Below are 18,195 nucleotides of genomic sequence, written 5' to 3' on the forward strand. Positions count from 1 at the left end.
CGGCTGAAACGGCAAAGGGGCCGCGGTTTGCGGCCCCTTTCCTTTTGCGCAGGCCCCAGCCCGAGGGTTCAGAACCTGAACATTGCCCGGACGTGCAGGGTGCCGAAATCGACATCGTTGCCGTCGGTGCCGAAATCATCGAACTTGTGATACTGGTATTCGCCGCCGATCACCCAGCGGTCGTTGATCTGATGGTCGTAGCCGAAGCCGATGACATATCCGGGGTCGTCAAGGTCGATGCCCGTTACCCCCGACAGCCCGTCAAAGTTGGTGTAGGCAAAGCCGAGGCTGCCATAGAGCAGCGCATTGCCCAGGTCGTAGCCGGCCCGCAGTTTCAGCCGGGCGATCCCGTCGAAGTCCCCGGAAGCGCCGCCCGAATTGATCGAAAGATCGGAAAAATCATACTGCAGTTCGGGTCCGATTGCCCAATCGCCCAGCTCCCACAGGTAGCCGACCGTGAAACCGCCCACCGCGCCATCGGTGTCGAGGTCGGTAAGGGTTCCGAGGTCAAAGTCCCCGGAGCCGTAGCCGATCTGGCCGCCGATGTAGCCGCCCTCCCAGTCGCCAGCAAGGGCAGGCGATGCCGTGGCGGCGGAGAGCAGGAGCAGGGCGGGGACAACTTTTCGTTTCATAACAAGCATACCTTCTAACTGATGCCGCCGGGAACCCGGCGGCCGTGCTTGTGAAACAAGATAACTCAGCTTCTGCAGAGGAAAGGCCTGCGGGAGCCGGAGGCCGCTGAACCTTCTGCAGCAGGCGGTCTTTTGCCATTTTGCGGCCCTGATGCGCCGGTTTCCGCCCAATCCGCCTGCGGCTGTGCAAAGGGGCGGGTGCCGCAGCCGGTTGCGGCACCGGCAGTTCTGCAACCCGGCTGGCGGCAATAATTTTGCTCTGCCCCTTGAAACGGGAGGGGCCGAGATCTCATTTTTCCGGCGGGCATCCACTGATGACAGCCGGTAGGGCGAAGGCCAGGCGGGCAGGGGAGCGGTGCCGGCTGCACGGCTCTGGAACAAACCGGGCCATCCTTGGAGACGTTTCACGTGTTTGATATCTGGCTTCCGCTTCTGGGCGGGCTTTTGCTGCTGGTTCTTGGCGGCGAGTTTCTGGTCCGCGGCGCGGTGAGGGTGGCCGAGCGGTTCGGGGTGTCGCCGCTGGTGATCGGGCTGACACTGGTGGGCTTCGGCACCTCGGCGCCCGAGCTGGTGACTTCTGTCCGGGCGGCACTGGCCGGGGCGCCGGGGATTGCCTATGGCAACATCACCGGTTCCAACATTGCCAATATTCTGCTGATCGCCGGCCTGTCGGCGCTGATTGCGCCGATCGCGGTGCAGTCGGCCGCGCTGCGGCGGGACGGGGGGGTCTTGTTGGGGGCAACGGCGGTGTTCGCGCTGCTGGCGGTGGCCGTTCCGGTGACGCGGACTGCCGGGCTGGCCTTTGTGCTGGCGCTGGCGGCCTATGTCTGGTTCGCCATCCGGCAGGAGAGAACGCCCGCGGCGGAGCATGGCGCGCTCTACGAAAAAGCCGCTGCGCTGGAACATGTCGATCCGGCGGTATCGCCTGAAGCTACGGCCAGGCTGCCTGTGTGGCGCCCGCTGGCCACCGCCCTGGGCGGGCTGGCGCTGGTGATTGGCGGCGGCGGGCTGCTGGTGGACGGGGCGGTTGAACTGGCGCGCTTGATGCAGGTTTCCGAGACGGTGATCGGCCTGACGGTCGTGGCTGTGGGAACCTCGGCCCCCGAGCTTGCGACCTCGGTCGCGGCGGCGCTGCGCCGCCAGGGCGAGATGGCCTTCGGCAATATCATCGGTTCCAATATCTACAACCTCCTGGGCATTGGCGGCGCCACCGCGCTGATCGCGCCTTCGGACGTGCCGCAACGGATTGCGGCGTTCGACAACCCGGTGATGCTGGCGGTGACTCTGGTCTTCTTGGCACTGGCCTGGACCGGGCTGCGGCTATCCCGGCGCGAGGGCGCAGTGCTTCTGGCGGGCTACGGGGCTTATGTCTGGTGGCTGTGGCCGGCCTGAGCCCCGCCCGCTTCAGCCCATCGAGGTTTTCGAGCTGCGCTTGCGGGCGCGGGCGGCGTCGTTGCGGGCGCTCCACCAGGCGATGCCGCCCCACAGCACCACGTAGAAAACGCCGGTTGCCAGCACCATCTCTCCGGGGAAGGGGCCGATGTCGGCCCGGTCCAGGGCCTGCTGCCAGCTGGACACGCCGGTCGGATGCACCGCCAGCTTGCCCGCATAGGCCAGCGTCTGGATCAGAAGAATCCAGAAGTAATTGCGCCGGATGCGCCGCCCGATCGCGGTCATCACCCCGACATGGTATTCGGGCCGCAGGTAGTCGGCGGCGAGCACATCCTGCCAGTGGTCCTCCAGATGCAGGTCGCCCTCAAGCAGCATCGGGGTGTAGAAATGCGTTTCCAGCCAGCGGGCACGGGCGCGGAACACGTTGAAGTAGCGGTAGCGGCGGGCTTCCAGCATCAGGAAGAAGATGATCAGCACCCCGACAAGGATCAGCGGCAGCGGCGAGGCTTCCGGCGAGGAATAGGAAATCGACAGGGCCACGCCCAGTGTCACCACCGACCAGTTGGTGGTGGTGTCTAGCCGGGTGCGCCAAACCGTGCTGCGGTAGATTTCGCCGCGGTACAGATGCGCAAGCGCGCCGACTTCATCCGCCGACAGCGGCGCGCGGGCGCCGCTTGTGGTCTGTTCGCGCAGTTCCTTGGCCATGGTTTGAGAGTAGTTTTCTGCCGCAACCGGGCAAATTATTTACGCCGGTTTGATCAACATCAAACTCTGCCCGCCGGACCCGCGGTAGTGTCGCAGGTGAAAGAGATTGCTGCTTGGCCAAGACCCCTCCCGGGCGGCAAGAAATCCCGCGAGGCCAACGTGCAGGCCAAGCGGGCCATGCGCCGGTTTTCCGATCTGTTCGCGCGTTTCCTGGAAAACCGGCGCATTTTTTGTTCCCGGAGAGGTTACCCGAAGGCTTCGGTCTCAGATGTTCTGCGGCCGGACGCAGCGCGTTTTCACCGGGCGCCGCTGCAGCCAGGCGGCCAGCCGGGCCAGCAGCCCGGCTCCGCGCGGCAGCGGCTTGGCAGGGGTCAGATCGCGCAGCCGCACACAGTCCTGCCGGGCGGCGGTCATCATCGAACGGGCGTAAATGTCAGTCAGCATGTCAGGATCTCCTGTTCTGGCGTCTGTTCACGACTCTTGCCTGAACCGGCGATTCCTGCGAGTTAAGAATAATCGCAATGTGTAAGTTGGGATTACATATGGATTGGCTTCACATGCCGCCTCTGGCGGCGCTCAGGGCCTTCTCTGCCTTTACGGAGACCGGAAATGTCGTGCGGGCGGGGGAGGCTTTGAATGTCAGCCACGCTGCAATCAGCCAGCAGCTGCGGGCGCTGGAGGCTTATCTGGGGGCGGCCCTGCTGGACCGCAGCGGCCGGGCGCTGGAGCTGACCGCGGACGGCGCGCATCTGGCGCGGGCGCTGCAGCTGGGGTTCGGTGCGATCGAGACCGCGCTGCAGGACATCTCAGCAACCGGGGCCGCGCGGCCGCTGCATGTCACCTGTACGCCGATGTTCGCCGCTCATTGGCTGATGCCGCGGCTGGCGGGGTTTCAGGCGGACCATCCCGAGGTCGATCTGGTGCTGGACCCCAGGGGCGAAATTGTTGAGCTGAAACCCGGCGGCATCGACATCGCCATCCGCTATGGCGACGGGATCTGGCCCGGGCTGGAGACCCGGATGCTGCTGCGGTCGCCGATGGTGGTGATTGCTGCGGACAGGCTTCTGGACGGGCGCAGCGTTTCCGCTCCGGAGGATCTGCTGGACTTGCCGTGGCTGGAGGAGCTGGGCACCACCGAGGCCTCGCGCTGGCTGGAATCGCGGGGCGTCAAGGACAGCTTGCGCGGCTCGCGGACCCAGTTGCCGGGAAACCTGCTGATGCAGGCGGTGCGTGCCGGCCAGGGGGTTGCGGTCAGTGTCCAGGAGTTCGTTCTGGAAGACCTGGAGACCGGCCGCCTGCGCGCCCTGTTCACAGAGGGCGAGGGCAAGGGCTACTTCATTGCCACCCCCGCCGGCGTTCCCCGCCCGGCAGCCCGCAGCTTTGCGGCCTGGCTGCAGCGGCAGGTGAAGAACGGCACCTAAGACGGTCCGGGCCCGCCGTGCCCCTGCTGTCAGTCATGAGAACGGGGATGCAGCTGGCCGGTGCTCCGGCAAGGCAGCGCGCGCCAGAAAGTGTTCAGGAAGGAAGCCGCCAGCATCACCTATAAGGCGCGTGGCGGCTTCCTGTATCAGTAGGCCTGCTTCACTTCGGAGTATTCGCCCTTCAGTTGAAGCGTGACGGTCACATCCGCATTGTCGCGGTTGCGCCAGAACCAGCCGTGTTCGCCGTTGAACTCAGCGAGGATCGCGCCCTCGGAGCCGGTGGAGCCGCGGCCCTTTTCATAGGTGACGGAGTTGCCGCCGCCGTGGCCGTGCAGGTCGAAGTTGACCTTACCGCCCTCAACGGCCATCCGGTATTGCGCGGTCTGGCCCTTCTCCATCACCAGCTTCCATTCAGCGGATTCGCCGGGCTCCAGCGTTAAGATGGTCTCGTCGCGCCATGCCTCGGTGGTTTCGGAGGTGGCTTCCTGCGCATAGGCGGCTCCGACGAAGAGACCAAGCACGTCGTTCAGCAGGCTGGACTGTTCTTCGGTAGCCTGGTTCATCAGCCGGTCGGCCTCTGCCTCGTCCGCGAGCTGGGTCTTGATCTCGCCCATTTCCTTGAGACCGATGACGCGGCCTATGCCGGTCGGGTCGATATCGTATTCGGCGGGCAGCACCACGGTAACGAGGATCGCAACGGCCGAGACGCCGGCGATCGCGGTGGAGCGTACAAGCTGCTTCGAGCTAGGAAGCTGGTCGAGGCTTGGTTTCTCTGCGTTGAACATGAGAGGTTCTCCTATTGGATCAGGCGGCCACGAAGAGGCCGGTGAGCTGGTAGCCCGTGAGAATGAAGCCAAGCGTCATCATGATGACGTTGGCGGTGTAGGCCTGGGCGAAAAAGCGCGGTGAGCGCCGCCAGAACCCCATGACGATGAGGATCACGGCGAGCGCCATCAGCTGGCCCAGTTCGACGCCGACATTGAAGGCCAGGAGGTTGGCCAGAAGCCCCTCGGAGGCGATGTCGTAGTCGAGGATCTTGGTCGCCAGGCCGGTGCCGTGGAAGAAGCCGAAGATCAGCGTCGCCAGCTTGGTATTGGGCTGGAACCCGAACCAGCGCTGGTAGGCGCCGAGGTTGTCCAGCGCCTTGTAGACCACCGAGAGGCCGATGATAGCGTCGATGACATAGGCGTTGATGCCCCAGCCGAACCAGACGCCAAGCAGCATCGTGGTCGAATGCCCGATGGCGAAGAGGCTGACGTAGATGCCGACGTCACGCATCTTGTAGAGGAAGAAGACGACGCCGAGCAGGAACAGGATGTGGTCGTAGCCGGTCACCATGTGTTTGGCGCCGAGATACATGAAGGGGATGATGTTTACTCCCCAGATCTCCTGGATATAGCCGGCGTCGCCTTCGGTGACGTTGTGGGCTGCGGCCTGAGTTGCGCCGAGCGCAAGCAGGATAAGAGTTGTCAGGAACAGCGGCCTGCGCAATGCGGCGCGGCGCGTGTCCCGGAAGACTGCGGTCATGTTGGTCTCCGAAAATGTGTGTGGATTCTGTGTGGCGGCCGCTCGGGCGGCACCAGATCACATGCGCGGAGGCCGCTCGCGGGGATAGACCGGACCCGGACGCCAGGACGGCCCGGCGGGGGGAGCCGCCGCTTCGGGGACGTCCCGCACTGCGGCGAAGGAGCCCCGGACAAGAAGCGCCGGGCTGTGGTCATGATCGGCTGCATCATGGCTGTGGCCGTGCAGAGCCCAGGCGAGGTCTTCCTCGAACCCGTGGCTATGGCCGTGGGTATCTATCATCTCCGCATGGTCCTGGATGGTGATAACCATATCCGGGATGTGGGAGGCGGCTCGCTGGGGCGACCAGAACGCAAGGCACAGGCAAAGGAGCGCGGCCAGGCCCCGCCGCATCCAATCCATCCATTTCCCGGCAATCCGTGCCTGCACCATGTCCCGCTCGTGGCTCTCTAAACGCCATCTTGCTTTATCCCCCTTGGGGGGATAGCTCACTCCTATGATAGAACCACACCGGCATGCAAGCCATCCCAAGCTCTCCGCACGGTTGAAACGCGCCGAAGGGCATTTGCGCGCGGTCATCGGCATGATCGAAGGCGGGCGCCCCTGTCTCGAAGTCGCGCAGCAGCTTCAGGCCGTGGAAAAAGCCGTCCGCAACGCCAAGCAGGCGCTGATCCATGACCACATGGATCACTGCCTCGACGGTGAAAACTCCGAATCCGACCGGGCCGAACTCAAGGCCATTTCACGTTACCTTTGAGGCAATCATGCTGGATATCCTGTCTGACCGCACCTACCGGCACCTTTTCCTCGCGCAGGTTGTTGCGCTGCTGGGAACGGGTCTTGCGACTGTTGCGCTTGGGCTGCTGGCCTATGATCTGGCGGGTGACAGCGCTGCGATGGTGCTGGGCACGGTCTTCACCATCAAGATGGTGGCCTATGTGGGGATTGCCCCGGTTGCAGGTGCTTTCGCGGATCGGGTGAACCGCCGCCGCCTGCTGGTCGTGCTGGACCTGGTGCGCGCTGCCGCGGCGCTGGCGCTGCCCTTCGTGACCGAGGTCTGGCAGGTCTACGTGCTGATCTTCCTGCTCCAGTCTGCCTCGGCGGCCTTCACGCCCACCTTCCAGGCCACGATCCCCGATGTGCTGCCCGATGAGGCGCGCTACACCCGGGCGCTTTCGCTCTCGCGTTTGGCCTATGATCTGGAAAACATCATCAGCCCGACGCTGGCGGCGCTGCTGCTGGCAATGATGAGCTACGATACGCTGTTCCTCGGCACCGTCGCAGGCTTTGCCGCCTCTGCACTGCTGGTTGTTTCCGTGATGCTGCCGAGCCCGCAGGCCGCAAAGCCGCGGGGGATTTACGACCGCACAACGCGCGGAATGCGCATTTACCTGGCAACCCCGCGCCTGCGCGGCCTGCTTGCGCTCAACCTTTCGGTTTCGGCGGCCGGGGCGATGGTGCTGGTCAACTCGGTCGTGCTGGTGCGCGGTCTGCTCGGCCTGCCGGAAAGCGCGCTGGCCTGGACGATGTTCGCCTTCGGCGCGGGCTCCATGGCGGCAGCGCTGCTGCTGCCAAGGCTTCTGGACCGGATTCCCGACCGACCTGTCATGCTTTCGGGTGCGGGCCTCATGATCCTCTCCTTGCTTGGACTCGCCGGGGTCACCGCCGCATCGGGTCTGCATTGGGGAGCGCTGCTGTTTACATGGCTGCTTGCCGGCTTCGGCTATTCCGCGGTGCTGACCCCCTCAGGGCGGCTGCTGAAGCGTTCGGCGCACCCTGAGGACAGGCCCGCTGTGTTTGCCGCGCAGTTCGCGCTGTCGCATGCCTGCTGGCTTGTCACCTATCCGCTGTCCGGCTGGCTGATGACACAGTTCGGCGCCGTCCCCGCGCTGGCTGTCCTGGCCGCCTTGGCCGGGACCGGAATCGTGACCTGTCTGATGCAGTGGCCCGGCGGAACGGCCGGGGAAATTGAGCACACCCACGACGATCTGCCGCCTGACCACCCGCATCTGCAGGAGCACGGAACGAGCGGGCACAAGCACGAGGTCATCATTGACGACCTGCACCGCCGCTGGCCCGTGCGTTTCTGAGATGGTTTCCATCGCCGGCCTTTTTACGGCAGCCCTCGTGGCTGCAACGCTGTTGCCTGCCCAGTCAGAGGCTGTGCTTGCCGGAATGCTGATTGGCGGCAGCCACCCGGTATGGCTGCTTCTGGCGGTCGCAACGGCAGGAAATGTCCTGGGATCAATCCTCAACTGGACGGCAGGGCGGTATCTGATGCATTTCTCGGATCGCAGCTGGTTCCCGGTGTCGCGCGCGCGGCTGGATCGCGCATCCGCCTGGTACGGCAAATGGGGCCGCTGGAGCCTTCTCGGGTCCTGGGTGCCCGTGATCGGAGATCCGCTGACGCTGGCGGCAGGGCTCCTGCGCGAGCCGCTGTGGCGCTTCGCTCTTATCGTGACCATTGCGAAGGGGGGCAGGTATCTCGCGGTTGCCGGAATCGCGTTTGCTGCCGTCTGAGCCACGCGGGCTTGCTGTCAGGCGGCACCGGCACACAGTGCAGGCTTCCGCCTGCTCTCACCCGCGGCGATAGGTGCTGACAGGGGCGCTGGCCAGCTCAGACCGGGAATGGTTGTCCTTCGATATTGGTTTTCCCTATCCCGGCATCACAAGCCGATGAGGTTGAGGAAGGTTGTCCCCCGCAGAACAGGGCGACCCCCAGTAGTTGCTTGCCGCGCGGGTTCGGGAAACTGGCCCGGACGGATCATCTGCACGCCGGTCAGCCAGGAAAGTCCGCTGCTATCACGGCCCGCCTATTTCGAGTGGCGGAATACGCAGCGCTCATGAAGTCTGTGGCGCCTGGACCTAGCGGGATCCGAATTCCATCACCCGGGTCGCCACGGTGTAATCGGACTCCACCAGCAGGATCACAAGCAGGCCGATCAAAGCCAGCGGCGGCAGCAGGATCGCATAGCTCAAGGCGAGGCGCTCCCAGGCGATATGCATGAAAACGGCCACGATCAGGCCTGCTTTCAGCATCATGAAGATGAGGATCAGGGTCCATCGCAACAATCCCTGAAGGCCGGCGTAATCGACGTAATAAGACGCCGCGCTCAGCACGAACAAAAGCCCCCAGACCAGAAGATAGAGCCTGATCGGATGCTGCTGGCCGCCGTGCTCATCAACGGCAGCCTTGGCGTGCGTCCCGGCGGTCTGCGATGAATGTGCCATACTGTCTCCCTACCACAAATAGAAGAATGCAAAGATGAAGACCCAGACCAGATCGACGAAGTGCCAGTACAGCCCCATGATCTCGACGCCTTCATAGTCGCCGTTGCCGCTCGACAGCCAGCTGCGCTCATCGCGGTCAAAATCGCCGCGCCAGACTTTTCTGGCGATAATCACCAGGAAGATGACCCCGATGGTGACATGGGTGCCGTGAAAGCCGGTGATCATGAAGAAGCTGGCTCCGAACTGCTCGGCACCCCAGGGGTTTTCCCAGGGCCGGACGCCTTCGGAAATCAGCTTGGTCCACTCGAAAGCCTGCATGCCGACAAAGGCGGCGCCTAACGCCGCAGTCGCCAGCATCAGCAGCGCGGTGGGAACGCGGGCCTTGCGGTAGGCATTGTTCACCGCCATCGCCATCGTCCCGGAGGAGGAGATCAGCACAAAGGTCATGATGGCGATCAGCAGCAGCGGAAAGTTGTGGCCGCCGATGTGCAGGGCGAACACCTCGCTTGCGTTCGGCCAGTCCACCGTGGTCGAGCTGCGCGCGGTCATGTAGGCGACCAGGAAACAGGCGAAGACAAAGGTGTCGCTGAGCAGCAGGATCCACATCATCGCCTTGCCCCAGGAGACCTTTTTGAACACCCGCTGGTCCGAGCTCCAGTCGGCGGCAAAGCCGCTGTGGCCTTGCTGCAGCAGGGTCTGGTCCTGGCCTTGGAATTTGCTCTCCATGTTTTCTCTCCCCCTCAACTCACGGCGGCGCGGCACAGCGCCAGAAACGCGTTGCCCCAGCCCTGCAGCAGCGCAAACAGCATCAGCCAGAACGCCAGCAGCGCGTGCCAGTACAGTGCGCAGGCCCGGACGCCCGGCAGCAGCGCCCTGACGTCCCCTGCGCCGGCGTGGCGCAGGCAGACCGCCCCCAGCGCAATGATGCCGCCCAGCACATGCAGCCCGTGCAGGCCGGTGATCAGATAGAAAAAGCTCGCCGCCGGGGCGCCCTCCAGCCGGTAGCCGCTTGCGGTCAGCGCGATCCACACCTGCACCTGCCCGGCAAGAAAGGCGAGCGTGGCGACACTGGCGGCGATCAGGCTGGCGCGCAGCCAGCGCGTGGTGCCGGCCCGTGCCGAGATCACCACGAACTGCAGGAACAGGCTGGCCAGCAGCAGGAGCGCGGTGTTGAGCCAGACCCGACCGGGCAGCGGTACCAGCTCCCAGGGGGTCTCCTCGATCTGCATGACGAAGGCACTGCCCAGCATCGCAAACAGACCGCCGGCCACGGCCAGAAACACCGCGATGAAGATGAACCCCGGCGCCCGGCCCGGCCCGTGCCCCGCCAGGGGCGCGATCCCGGTCTCCAGCCAGGGCTTGGAGGCCAGCCGCTGCTGGGACAGCCACAGGCCCGCAACCAGGGCAACCAGTGCCAGAAAGGCAAGAATGACCGTCACAGCCGCCGTTCCTCCCCGTCCGGGACCCAGGGATCGTTCTGGGCGAGGTAATCTTCGGGCGCTCCGGGCACGCTGTAGTCATAGGCCCAGCGGTAGACATCGGGCAGCTCATTCCAGTTGCCGTGCCTGGGCGGGGTCTCGGGGGTATGCCATTCCAATGAGGCCGCGCGCCACGGGTTGCCGCCCGCTTTACGGCCGTGGCGCAGGCTCCAGAAGATGTTGAACAGGAACAGCACCTGCACCGCCCCTACGATCAGCGCGGCGGAGGAGATAAAGGCATTGAGCCCGTCCACCGGCGCGGTCAGGAATTCAGGCTCGCCGATCTCGAAATAGCGCCGCGGCACGCCGACCAGGCCGACGTAGTGCATCGGGAAGAACACTGCATAAGCGCCGATGAAGGTGACCCAGAAGTGGATCTGGCCCATTGCCTCGTTCAGCATCCGGCCGGTCATCTTGGGGTACCAGTGGTAGATCGCGCCGAAGATCACCATGATCGGCGCCACCCCCATCACCATGTGGAAATGGGCAACCACGAACATCGTGTCGGAGAGCGGCACATCGACCACCACATTGCCGAGAAACAGCCCGGTCAGCCCGCCATTGACGAAGGTCACGATGAACCCCAGCGCAAACAGCATCGGGATGGTCAGGTGGATGTCGCCTTTCCAGAGCGTGAGTACCCAGTTGTAGACCTTGATCGCGGTCGGAATGGCGATGATCAGCGTGGTGGTGGCAAAGAAGAAGCCGAACCACGGGTGCATGCCGCTGACATACATGTGGTGCGCCCAGACGATGAAGCTGAGCGCGCCGATGATCACGATGGCCCAGACCATCATCCGGTAGCCGAACACGTTCTTGCGCGCGTGCACCGCGATCAGGTCGGAGACGATGCCGAAGGCGGGCAGCGCCACGATATAGACCTCCGGGTGGCCGAAGAACCAGAACAGGTGCTGGAAGGCGATCGGGCTGCCGCCGCCGTAGCTGAGCTTTTCGCCCAGTTCCACCAGCGTCGGCATGAAGAAGGAGGTGCCCAGCAGCCGGTCGAACAGCATCATCACGCAGGCCACAAACAGCGCCGGGAAGGCCAGCAGCGCCATCACTGTGGCGGTGAAGATGCCCCAGACCGTCAGCGGCAGCCGCATCATCGTCATGCCGCGGGTGCGGGCCTGCAGCACGGTCACCGCATAGTTCAGCCCGCCCATGGTGAAGCCGATGATGAACAGGATCAGCGAGACCAGCATCAGGATGATGCCGCTTTGCGCCCCGCCCGGTGTGCCCGACAGCACCGCTTGCGGCGGGTACAGAGTCCAGCCCGCGCCGGTCGGGCCGCCGGGGACGAAGAAGCTGGCGACCAGCACCAGCACCGCCAGCAGATAGACCCAGTAGCTGAGCATGTTGACGAAGGGGAACACCATGTCCCGCGCGCCGACCATCAGCGGGATCAGGTAATTGCCGAACCCGCCGAGGAAAATCGCGGTCAGCAGGTAAATCACCATGATCATCCCGTGCATGGTGACAAACTGGTAATAGGCCTCGGCGGTGATGAAGTCGAAGGTGCCGGGAAAGCCAAGCTGCAGCCGCATCAGCCAGGACATCACCAGCGCCACAAGGCCGATCGCCACGGCGGTGCCGGAATACTGGATGGCGATGTATTTGGCATCCTGCGAGAAAACGTACTTGCCGATCCAGCTGTGCGCATGCGGCGGCATCACATCTGCGACTTCGCGCGGCGGCAGTTGCATCCGGTCGTCGGAACCGCGGTCTACCATGCTTTCCTCCTTGCGTGTGTCCTCTGTCCCCGGCGGCTTTCAGCGCGCCGGGCCATCAGGGCCGCAGAAGGGGGGCGGCCCGGTCAGGCCTTGCTTCCGGCATTGCGCCGGTCAGTTCTCCGCCAGTTGCACCGGCTGCGCGGCGCGGGCATTGCTGGCGTATTCTTCGAAGGTCAGCTGCTCCTGCAGCCACTCCTGGTATTCCTCGGCCTCCACCACGGTCACATAACCGCGCATGAAAGGGTGCGCGGTGCCGCAGTATTCGGCGCAGAGCACCTCGAAATTGCCGGTGCGGGTCGGCGTGAACCAGATGTAGGTGACCATGCCGGGCACCATGTCCATCTTGGCGCGGAATTCGGGCACGTAGAAGTTGTGCAGCACGTCGATCGAGCGCAGCAGCAGCTTCACCGGCTGGTCCACCGGCAGATAGATCTCGCCGCCCTCGACGATCAGGTCATCCTTGCCGAACCGGTCATGCGGGTTGACACCCAGGGGGTTTTCGCCGTTCACCCATTCGGCATCCGCGGTGCCCAGCACACCGTCGGCACCGGGCAGCCGGTAGGCCCAGCTCCATTGCTGGCCGAAGACCTCAAGCTCGGTTGCCTCCTCCGGCACGGTGACGAACTGCTTCCACACGAACAGCCCGGGCACCAGCATCGCCGCCACCCCGGCGGCGGTGACACCGGTCAGCCACCACTCCAGGCGCTTGTTCTCCGGGTCGAACTCCGCCTTGTGCCCCGGCCGGTGCCGGAACTTCAGCACGCAGTACGCCATGAACAGAACAATGGCAGCAAACACTGCGCCGGTGATCCAGAAGGTGATGACCAGCGTGTCGTCGATATAGTCCCAGTTCGACGCGATCGGAGTCCACCACCACGGGCTCAGCAGGTGGAACACAATGGACCCCAGTACGATCAAGACGAGTGCGACCACGATTAGCATCCCGCCCCCTTTCCCTGCATGGCGGAACATCCGGAACGTCCGGCAAGCAGAATTGTTGGTAAGCCGCACCACTATAGGGTATTTTTGCCAAACAATCCAGTGAACCGGATGAGCGGCAGGAGCCGTTGGTTTCCTGGCGCCGGGTGTTTAACGCTGAGATCCTGCACAGCCGTTGAAGGCCCGGTAGAGAAAAAGAGCGCTTTGCTTTGGCTGTGGCCGGTTCAGGCTCCTGATACGGCGAAAAATCTGCGGTGATTGGTGCGGCCTTGCTGATGCCCGGATCGAAGCCCCTGTTTTGTGCGTCCAGAACAGCTTCATCACCAGCTGGGCTTGGCAGTTGTGGAGAGTAATTGCCGCGGGCTGGAAGAGGTGAGGCAGCGAACTCCTTGCTTTGTTCATGATTGCTTCGGTCCGACATGCCCGAAACAAGCCAGTTAGGCGCAGGGGCATTCCTAGGAGCATTTTGCCTGCCTGGGGGCGCCCACTGGCACGGGGTTGCGTTCAGGGGTTCCCGCCGCCTGGCCTGTGTTCTGCCAAACATCCGTCACTCAGGATGGCAAGGCCGCGTCGGTGGCGGCTGTCTTCCCTCCCTCACGGGCTCCACTGTTAATGTCCTTCTTTATCGCCGATAGCAAACATGGGGCACTGATCCTGAAAGGTCATTTGGCCGAGCTTGCCCGCATCGCCACAACCAACCTTTTGCTGCCCTCCCTGGATCCCTATCCCGATGAGTAAACCTCTGCTTCTCTTCGTTCTGCCTTGCGCACTTACCTCTGCAATTCCTGCAAGCGCGAGCGCCGGCAGCATCGCGGCTGACAGCTGGAGCGAAAAAAATGCGCTCTCTACCGGAGCGCTGTTGATGATGCGGTGAGCATTCTTGGAGCCGCAGGGATGCGCCCGGGATTTCTGGAACAAAACGAACAGTTCATTGCCGGCGGCTGCCAATACCGGGGAAACATCTGCCCGCAATCGGAGAAAGAGATAGAGTTCGCAAACCTTCTGACTATCATGACGATGAACGAAGGCATGGCCAGCAGCTTCGTTCCTTTCGGATGTGATGACTAAAGACACCGGAGAGCTGCTTTGCGCAGTTATCACTTGCCTGTGCCGCGCAGCATTTGTCAAGATGGGCTCAAACCAGCCGATCTCCGCGCCGCGGCGGCAATGGGCGCGTCCTTCAGGTCCTGGTGGGAGAGGCCGGCCCTTTCCTGCCTTTGATTGCCCTCTAAGTTGCTGCGCTGCTGCTTCCCCGGTCTGGCCGTTCAGCCAGCGCGCAGCATCTAAGATGAAACTTCCTGCGCAGCTGTATGCATTTCCGATACGTAAGAAAGGGTGGAGCTTCCCCCAATAATTACTAAGCAGGCGAGCCTGCATAATCAGGAAGCGCTTTCCTTCCTTTGCAGGGCATCCATCCGCAGTGCGGCAAGCAGATCATGGAAGCGGTCGCCTTGAACAAGCACATGGTCCCGCATAGCCTTGTCGGCGGCTTGATCGTCGCCGTTGCGAATGGCTGCAACCACGGCATCGTGCTCATGGAACGATCTCTTTACCCGGTTGCGGACTTGCAGCTGAATGCGGCGGTACGGCTGCAGCATTGAATGCAGGCGCTTTGCCTCCTGTTCTATGAAGGCATTGTGGGTTGCCCGGTAGATGCAGGCATGGAAGGCCGAGTTTTCCGAGTAGTAATCGTCGAACCTCTCTTCCTCAGCCAGATGGCGGCAGGTTTCGTGCCGCAACTCCAGGTCTGCCAGTTCTTCCTCTGTGATCCGCCTTGCAGCAAGGCGCGCGCAGGTGGCCTCCAATTCAGCCATTGCTTCGAACCGCTCTGCCAGTTCCTCCACGCTCCACTCGGTGACAAAGGTGCCCTGTTTGGAATGGATCCGGACCAGACCAGACGCCTCAAGCTGCTGGAGCGCATCGCGGATTGGGGTGCGGGAGCATTCGAACTCACGGGCCAGAGCCTCCGGGTCAATCCGCATGCCAGGCGCGAATCGGCCATTGACGATGGCGTTTTCGAGCGCTTCGCGGATGCGCACTGTATTTGATTTTCGAGCCATGCACGGCGCTCCCCTGAAATCCTGCAAGGAATATAGAAGCTTGAGCATGATTAATCCACAAAACATCATGTTATATACAACAGAGCGATATTGAAGTATAAGAAGGGGGAGGATTAGGGAGGAGAGGTGATGACCGGGGCGAATATCACGTTGCTGAGCGACCTTTTGCAGAGCATCGGAGACCGCATGCGCTCGAAGCCCACGGCTCAAGCGTCCTTGCAACCGGCCGCGGACAGGCTTGCCAGCGGCTGCGCTGAACTCATGCGCAAAGGCGGCGAAGCTTCACGGATTGCGGTGGCAGAACAGGCGCTGGCCGCTTACGCCGAGCTGGATGATGAGGGCAAGGCGCGTTTCTTCCGGATGCTTTTGGAAGACTTCAGTGCAGATCCTGCTGCAGTCCGGTCTGCCTATGCGGAATGGGAAACCGCCAGGACCGAGGCGGCGCTGGAAGATCTGTTCAAGGCTGTGGAGCCTAAGCGGCAAAGCCTGCTGCGCATGCTCAACCACCCGACCGGCGGCACTCTGCAGCTGGTGCGGATGCGCCAGGACCTGCTGCGGCTGATGCGCGGCGCGCCGGAACTGGCACCGCTGGACAGCGACTTCAGCCACCTGTTGTCGTCCTGGTTCAACCGAGGATTTCTGGTGATGCGGCGGATTGATTGGAACTCGCCCGCGGCAATCCTTGAAAAAATTGTTGCCTATGAGGCAGTGCATGAAATCAAGGACTGGAACGATCTGAGGCGGCGGCTCGAGCCGTCTGACCGCCGGTGCTACGGCTTTTTCCATCCGGCTACCGGCGACGAGCCGCTGATTTTTGTCGAGGTCGCTCTGTGCAAAGGCATCCCCGGCACCATAGGACCGCTGCTGACAGGGAGCAGCGATGCTGGGGGCGAAGCCGCCGATACGGCGGTGTTCTATTCCATCAGCAATTGCCAGCCGGGACTCAAAGGGGTTTCCTTCGGAAATTTTCTGATCAAGCAGGTGGTGCGCAACCTGTCGCAGGAGCTGCCGCAGATCCGCACTTTTGTCACCCTGTCGCCCGCCCCGGGTTTTGCCCCCTGGCTGGCCGGACAGGAGGACGCCGGTGCGCAGGAGCTGGCGGCGGAACTGGCGGCGGAGGGCTGGCGGCAGGATGCAGAACTGCGCGAGGCCCTCGCGCCCGAGGTCCAGACCTGGGCGGCGCGGTACTTTGTTCACGGCAAGACCGGCGCAGGTCTGCCCGCGGATCCGGTGGCGCGTTTTCACTTGGGCAACGGCGCCTCCGCGCACCGGACCAACTGGCCCGCTGATCTGGCCGAAGGGGCGCTGCAGCGCGCCCACGGCCTGATGATCAACTATCTTTATGAGCTGGATCAGATCGAAGCCCGCCACGAGGCTTTTGCCAGCGAGGGCACCGTGGCCTGCGGTCCCGCCGTCCGGCGCGCTCTGCGGAGCGGTAAAGGCCCAGGCGCCTGAACCATCCGGCACTCCGACACCATTTGCGAAGCGAGACAAGACAATGACCAGTACCATCCCTGAAATGTTCGATGCCAGCTGCCGCAAGGATGGCGCCAAGGTAATGTTTGAACGCCCGGGCCAGCCGCCCATCACCTATGCCGCTGCGAACGATCTCGTTCTGCGGCTTGCCACCGCGCTGGAGGAGCTGAGCGTGCGCCCGGGCGACCGGGTTGCCGTGCAAGTGGAGAAAAGTGCGGAGGCGGTGCTTCTTTATCTGGCCTGCCTGCGGACGGGCGGCCTGTTTCTGCCGCTCAACACTGCCTACACTGGTGCCGAGATCGATTACTTCCTGGATAACGCCGAGCCGCGGCTGTTTGTTTGCGATCCCGGAGCTGTGGACCAGCACGCGAAACGCGCTTCCGCCGCGCTGGCGGTGGAAACGCTGGGTGCTGACGGCGGCGGCACGCTGATGCAGCGCGCCGCGCAGGCCGTGCCTCAGCCGGCGCCGGTCGAGCGCAGCCCAAATGATCCGGCGGCAATCCTCTATACTTCAGGAACCACCGGGCGTTCCAAGGGTGCGGTGCTGACCCATGGCAACCTGGCTTCCAACACCGTCGCGCTGAACCAAGCCTGGCGGTTCAGCGGCAGCGACAGGCTGATCCACGCGCTGCCGATCTTCCATACCCACGGGCTGTTCGTGGCCTGCAACATGGCGCTGTCCGCCGGGGCGACGATGATCTTTCTGACCCGTTTTGACGTCGATCAGATCATTGACGAGATGGCCGATGCAACTGTGCTGATGGGGGTGCCGACCTTCTATACACGGCTGCTGAAGTCGCCCCGGCTGGGCCCCCTGGCAACAGCAGGCATGCGGCTGTTTGTGTCGGGCTCCGCGCCGCTGCCGCAGGACGTGCATACCGGGTTTGCCGAGCGCACCGGACATGTGATCCTGGAACGCTACGGCATGACGGAAACCTGCATGATCGCGTCCAACCCGCATGCCGGCGAGCGCCGCACCGGCGCGGTCGGCTTTGCGCTGCCCGATGTGGACATCCGGATCACCGACCGCGAAACCGGCGCTGCCCTGCCGCAGGGAGAGACCGGCGCGATCGAGGTCCGCGGCCCCAACGTGTTCCAGGGCTACTGGCGGATGCCGGAGAAGACCGCTGCGGAATTCCGCGAGGACGGTTTCTTCATCACCGGGGATCTGGGCCGCATTGACGCCGACGGCTACCTGCACATCATCGGCCGCGACAAGGATCTGGTGATCAGCGGCGGCTACAACGTCTATCCCAAAGAGATCGAGACCGCCCTCGACGCGCTGCCTGGCGTGGCCGAATCCGCCGTGATCGGGGTGCCGCATCCCGATTTCGGCGAAGCGGTGACCGCCATCGTCGTGCCGGCACCCGGCGCATCGCTCGACTCTGCTACCCTGCTCAAGGCCCTTTCCGGGGAACTGGCCCGCTACAAGCAGCCGAAAACGGTCCTGCTGGCCGACGCGCTGCCGCGCAACGTCATGGGCAAGGTGCAAAAGGCCGAGCTGCGCCGGCATTTCGCCGATCTTTACACCCCCGCCGCCAGCGATACCGCGAGCTGAAACGCTGGCAGGCGGCTGAAGTCAGACCAACATCACCTATGGGGAGGAG

At 63.5% G+C, this 18,195-nt stretch carries 20 protein-coding genes; 7 read left to right on the forward strand and 13 right to left on the reverse strand.

The window, feature by feature from the left end; genetic code table 11:
- Window positions 1-68: 68 nt before the first annotated feature.
- Window positions 69-632, reverse strand: coding sequence for an outer membrane protein (locus KUV26_RS15365; protein ID WP_222508966.1), 564 nt, complete (start codon window positions 630-632; stop codon window positions 69-71).
- Window positions 633-1,040: 408 nt separating this feature from the next.
- On the opposite strand from KUV26_RS15365, the gene KUV26_RS15370 reads away from it, so the two are divergent.
- On the forward strand, window positions 1,041-2,024 hold the full coding sequence (locus KUV26_RS15370) for a calcium/sodium antiporter (RefSeq protein WP_222508967.1): 984 nt from the start codon (window positions 1,041-1,043) through the stop codon (window positions 2,022-2,024).
- A gap of 12 nt (window positions 2,025-2,036) precedes the next feature.
- On the opposite strand, the gene KUV26_RS15375 is transcribed toward KUV26_RS15370, so the two are convergent.
- Together KUV26_RS15375 and KUV26_RS15380 are read right to left on the reverse strand one after the other, a co-directional pair.
- Window positions 2,037-2,729, reverse strand: a complete 693-nt coding sequence (locus KUV26_RS15375; protein ID WP_222508968.1) for a DUF2270 domain-containing protein — start codon at window positions 2,727-2,729, stop codon at window positions 2,037-2,039.
- A gap of 264 nt (window positions 2,730-2,993) precedes the next feature.
- Complete coding sequence (locus KUV26_RS15380) at window positions 2,994-3,173, reverse strand: hypothetical protein (protein ID WP_222505607.1); 180 nt, start codon at window positions 3,171-3,173, stop codon at window positions 2,994-2,996.
- A 98-nt stretch (window positions 3,174-3,271) separates the two neighbouring features.
- Between KUV26_RS15380 and KUV26_RS15385 the strand changes: the two genes are divergently transcribed.
- Window positions 3,272-4,150: a LysR family transcriptional regulator gene (locus tag KUV26_RS15385; RefSeq protein ID WP_222505608.1), complete on the forward strand. Its 879-nt coding sequence runs from the start codon at window positions 3,272-3,274 to the stop codon at window positions 4,148-4,150.
- 146 nt (window positions 4,151-4,296) lie between these two features.
- Here KUV26_RS15385 and KUV26_RS15390 read toward each other — a convergent pair whose 3' ends face one another.
- From KUV26_RS15390 to KUV26_RS15400, 3 genes are read right to left on the reverse strand one after another with little or no spacing between them, the layout of a single operon-like run.
- Window positions 4,297-4,935, reverse strand: a complete 639-nt coding sequence (locus tag KUV26_RS15390) for a transmembrane anchor protein (RefSeq protein WP_222508969.1) — start codon at window positions 4,933-4,935, stop codon at window positions 4,297-4,299.
- Window positions 4,936-4,954: 19 nt separating this feature from the next.
- A complete protein-coding gene (locus KUV26_RS15395; protein ID WP_222508970.1) occupies window positions 4,955-5,677 on the reverse strand; it encodes a HupE/UreJ family protein in 723 nt (240 codons plus the stop codon).
- 57 nt (window positions 5,678-5,734) lie between these two features.
- The gene (locus tag KUV26_RS15400; protein ID WP_222508971.1) at window positions 5,735-6,106 is read right to left on the reverse strand and encodes a hypothetical protein; all 372 of its coding nucleotides are present in this window, start codon (window positions 6,104-6,106) and stop codon (window positions 5,735-5,737) included.
- Window positions 6,107-6,170: 64 nt separating this feature from the next.
- Here KUV26_RS15400 and KUV26_RS15405 point away from each other — a divergent pair, with 64 nt between their 5' ends.
- From KUV26_RS15405 to KUV26_RS15415, 3 genes are read left to right on the forward strand one after another with little or no spacing between them, the layout of a single operon-like run.
- Entirely contained in the window at window positions 6,171-6,431 is a 261-nt protein-coding gene (locus KUV26_RS15405) for a metal-sensing transcriptional repressor (protein WP_222505612.1), read from the forward strand.
- 7 nt (window positions 6,432-6,438) lie between these two features.
- Window positions 6,439-7,764, forward strand: coding sequence for an MFS transporter (locus tag KUV26_RS15410; protein WP_222508972.1), 1,326 nt, complete (start codon window positions 6,439-6,441; stop codon window positions 7,762-7,764).
- A 1-nt stretch (window position 7,765) separates the two neighbouring features.
- Window positions 7,766-8,194 (forward strand): YqaA family protein, encoded by a 429-nt coding sequence (locus KUV26_RS15415; RefSeq protein WP_222508973.1) that lies wholly within the window; start codon window positions 7,766-7,768, stop codon window positions 8,192-8,194.
- A gap of 345 nt (window positions 8,195-8,539) precedes the next feature.
- Here KUV26_RS15415 and KUV26_RS15420 read toward each other — a convergent pair whose 3' ends face one another.
- The 7 genes from KUV26_RS15420 to KUV26_RS15450 form a co-directional block, all read right to left on the reverse strand.
- Entirely contained in the window at window positions 8,540-8,905 is a 366-nt protein-coding gene (locus KUV26_RS15420) for a cytochrome C oxidase subunit IV family protein (protein ID WP_222505615.1), read from the reverse strand.
- Between the two features lie 9 nt (window positions 8,906-8,914).
- Window positions 8,915-9,631, reverse strand: coding sequence for a heme-copper oxidase subunit III family protein (locus KUV26_RS15425; protein WP_222505616.1), 717 nt, complete (start codon window positions 9,629-9,631; stop codon window positions 8,915-8,917).
- Between the two features lie 14 nt (window positions 9,632-9,645).
- Entirely contained in the window at window positions 9,646-10,344 is a 699-nt protein-coding gene (locus tag KUV26_RS15430; protein WP_222505617.1) for a heme-copper oxidase subunit III, read from the reverse strand.
- Window positions 10,341-12,113 carry a cbb3-type cytochrome c oxidase subunit I gene (locus KUV26_RS15435; RefSeq protein ID WP_222505618.1) on the reverse strand — a complete coding sequence of 591 codons (1,773 nt, stop codon included), beginning with the start codon at window positions 12,111-12,113 and terminating at the stop codon, window positions 10,341-10,343. The genes KUV26_RS15430 and KUV26_RS15435 overlap by 4 nt, the downstream gene beginning before the upstream one ends.
- A gap of 111 nt (window positions 12,114-12,224) precedes the next feature.
- Entirely contained in the window at window positions 12,225-13,055 is an 831-nt protein-coding gene (locus tag KUV26_RS15440; protein ID WP_222508974.1) for a cytochrome c oxidase subunit II, read from the reverse strand.
- A gap of 606 nt (window positions 13,056-13,661) precedes the next feature.
- Window positions 13,662-14,153 (reverse strand): hypothetical protein, encoded by a 492-nt coding sequence (locus KUV26_RS15445; protein ID WP_222508975.1) that lies wholly within the window; start codon window positions 14,151-14,153, stop codon window positions 13,662-13,664.
- Window positions 14,154-14,431: 278 nt separating this feature from the next.
- Entirely contained in the window at window positions 14,432-15,112 is a 681-nt protein-coding gene (locus KUV26_RS15450; protein WP_222508976.1) for a GntR family transcriptional regulator, read from the reverse strand.
- Window positions 15,113-15,241: 129 nt separating this feature from the next.
- Between KUV26_RS15450 and KUV26_RS15455 the strand changes: the two genes are divergently transcribed.
- Together KUV26_RS15455 and KUV26_RS15460 are read left to right on the forward strand one after the other, a co-directional pair.
- On the forward strand, window positions 15,242-16,567 hold the full coding sequence (locus tag KUV26_RS15455; RefSeq protein WP_261399916.1) for a malonyl-CoA decarboxylase: 1,326 nt from the start codon (window positions 15,242-15,244) through the stop codon (window positions 16,565-16,567).
- Window positions 16,568-16,610: 43 nt separating this feature from the next.
- Window positions 16,611-18,146: a malonate--CoA ligase gene (locus tag KUV26_RS15460; protein ID WP_261399917.1), complete on the forward strand. Its 1,536-nt coding sequence runs from the start codon at window positions 16,611-16,613 to the stop codon at window positions 18,144-18,146.
- The last annotated feature ends 49 nt before the right edge of the window (window positions 18,147-18,195 follow it).

The organism is Leisingera daeponensis (genome assembly GCF_019801465.1).
Taxonomy (GTDB): domain Bacteria; phylum Pseudomonadota; class Alphaproteobacteria; order Rhodobacterales; family Rhodobacteraceae; genus Leisingera; species Leisingera daeponensis_A.

Coding starts and splice junctions, on each gene's coding strand:
- KUV26_RS15365 (WP_222508966.1), bottom strand. CDS start 632: ATGAAACGAAAAGTTGTCCCCGCCCTGCTCCTGCTCTCCGCCGCCACG.
- KUV26_RS15375 (WP_222508968.1), bottom strand. CDS start 2,729: ATGGCCAAGGAACTGCGCGAACAGACCACAAGCGGCGCCCGCGCGCCG.
- KUV26_RS15380 (WP_222505607.1), bottom strand. CDS start 3,173: ATGCTGACTGACATTTACGCCCGTTCGATGATGACCGCCGCCCGGCAG.
- KUV26_RS15385 (WP_222505608.1), top strand. CDS start 3,272: ATGGATTGGCTTCACATGCCGCCTCTGGCGGCGCTCAGGGCCTTCTCT.
- KUV26_RS15390 (WP_222508969.1), bottom strand. CDS start 4,935: ATGTTCAACGCAGAGAAACCAAGCCTCGACCAGCTTCCTAGCTCGAAG.
- KUV26_RS15395 (WP_222508970.1), bottom strand. CDS start 5,677: ATGACCGCAGTCTTCCGGGACACGCGCCGCGCCGCATTGCGCAGGCCG.
- KUV26_RS15400 (WP_222508971.1), bottom strand. CDS start 6,106: ATGGTGCAGGCACGGATTGCCGGGAAATGGATGGATTGGATGCGGCGG.
- KUV26_RS15405 (WP_222505612.1), top strand. CDS start 6,171: ATGATAGAACCACACCGGCATGCAAGCCATCCCAAGCTCTCCGCACGG.
- KUV26_RS15410 (WP_222508972.1), top strand. CDS start 6,439: ATGCTGGATATCCTGTCTGACCGCACCTACCGGCACCTTTTCCTCGCG.
- KUV26_RS15415 (WP_222508973.1), top strand. CDS start 7,766: ATGGTTTCCATCGCCGGCCTTTTTACGGCAGCCCTCGTGGCTGCAACG.
- KUV26_RS15420 (WP_222505615.1), bottom strand. CDS start 8,905: ATGGCACATTCATCGCAGACCGCCGGGACGCACGCCAAGGCTGCCGTT.
- KUV26_RS15425 (WP_222505616.1), bottom strand. CDS start 9,631: ATGGAGAGCAAATTCCAAGGCCAGGACCAGACCCTGCTGCAGCAAGGC.
- KUV26_RS15435 (WP_222505618.1), bottom strand. CDS start 12,113: ATGGTAGACCGCGGTTCCGACGACCGGATGCAACTGCCGCCGCGCGAA.
- KUV26_RS15440 (WP_222508974.1), bottom strand. CDS start 13,055: ATGCTAATCGTGGTCGCACTCGTCTTGATCGTACTGGGGTCCATTGTG.
- KUV26_RS15450 (WP_222508976.1), bottom strand. CDS start 15,112: ATGGCTCGAAAATCAAATACAGTGCGCATCCGCGAAGCGCTCGAAAAC.
- KUV26_RS15455 (WP_261399916.1), top strand. CDS start 15,242: ATGACCGGGGCGAATATCACGTTGCTGAGCGACCTTTTGCAGAGCATC.
- KUV26_RS15460 (WP_261399917.1), top strand. CDS start 16,611: ATGACCAGTACCATCCCTGAAATGTTCGATGCCAGCTGCCGCAAGGAT.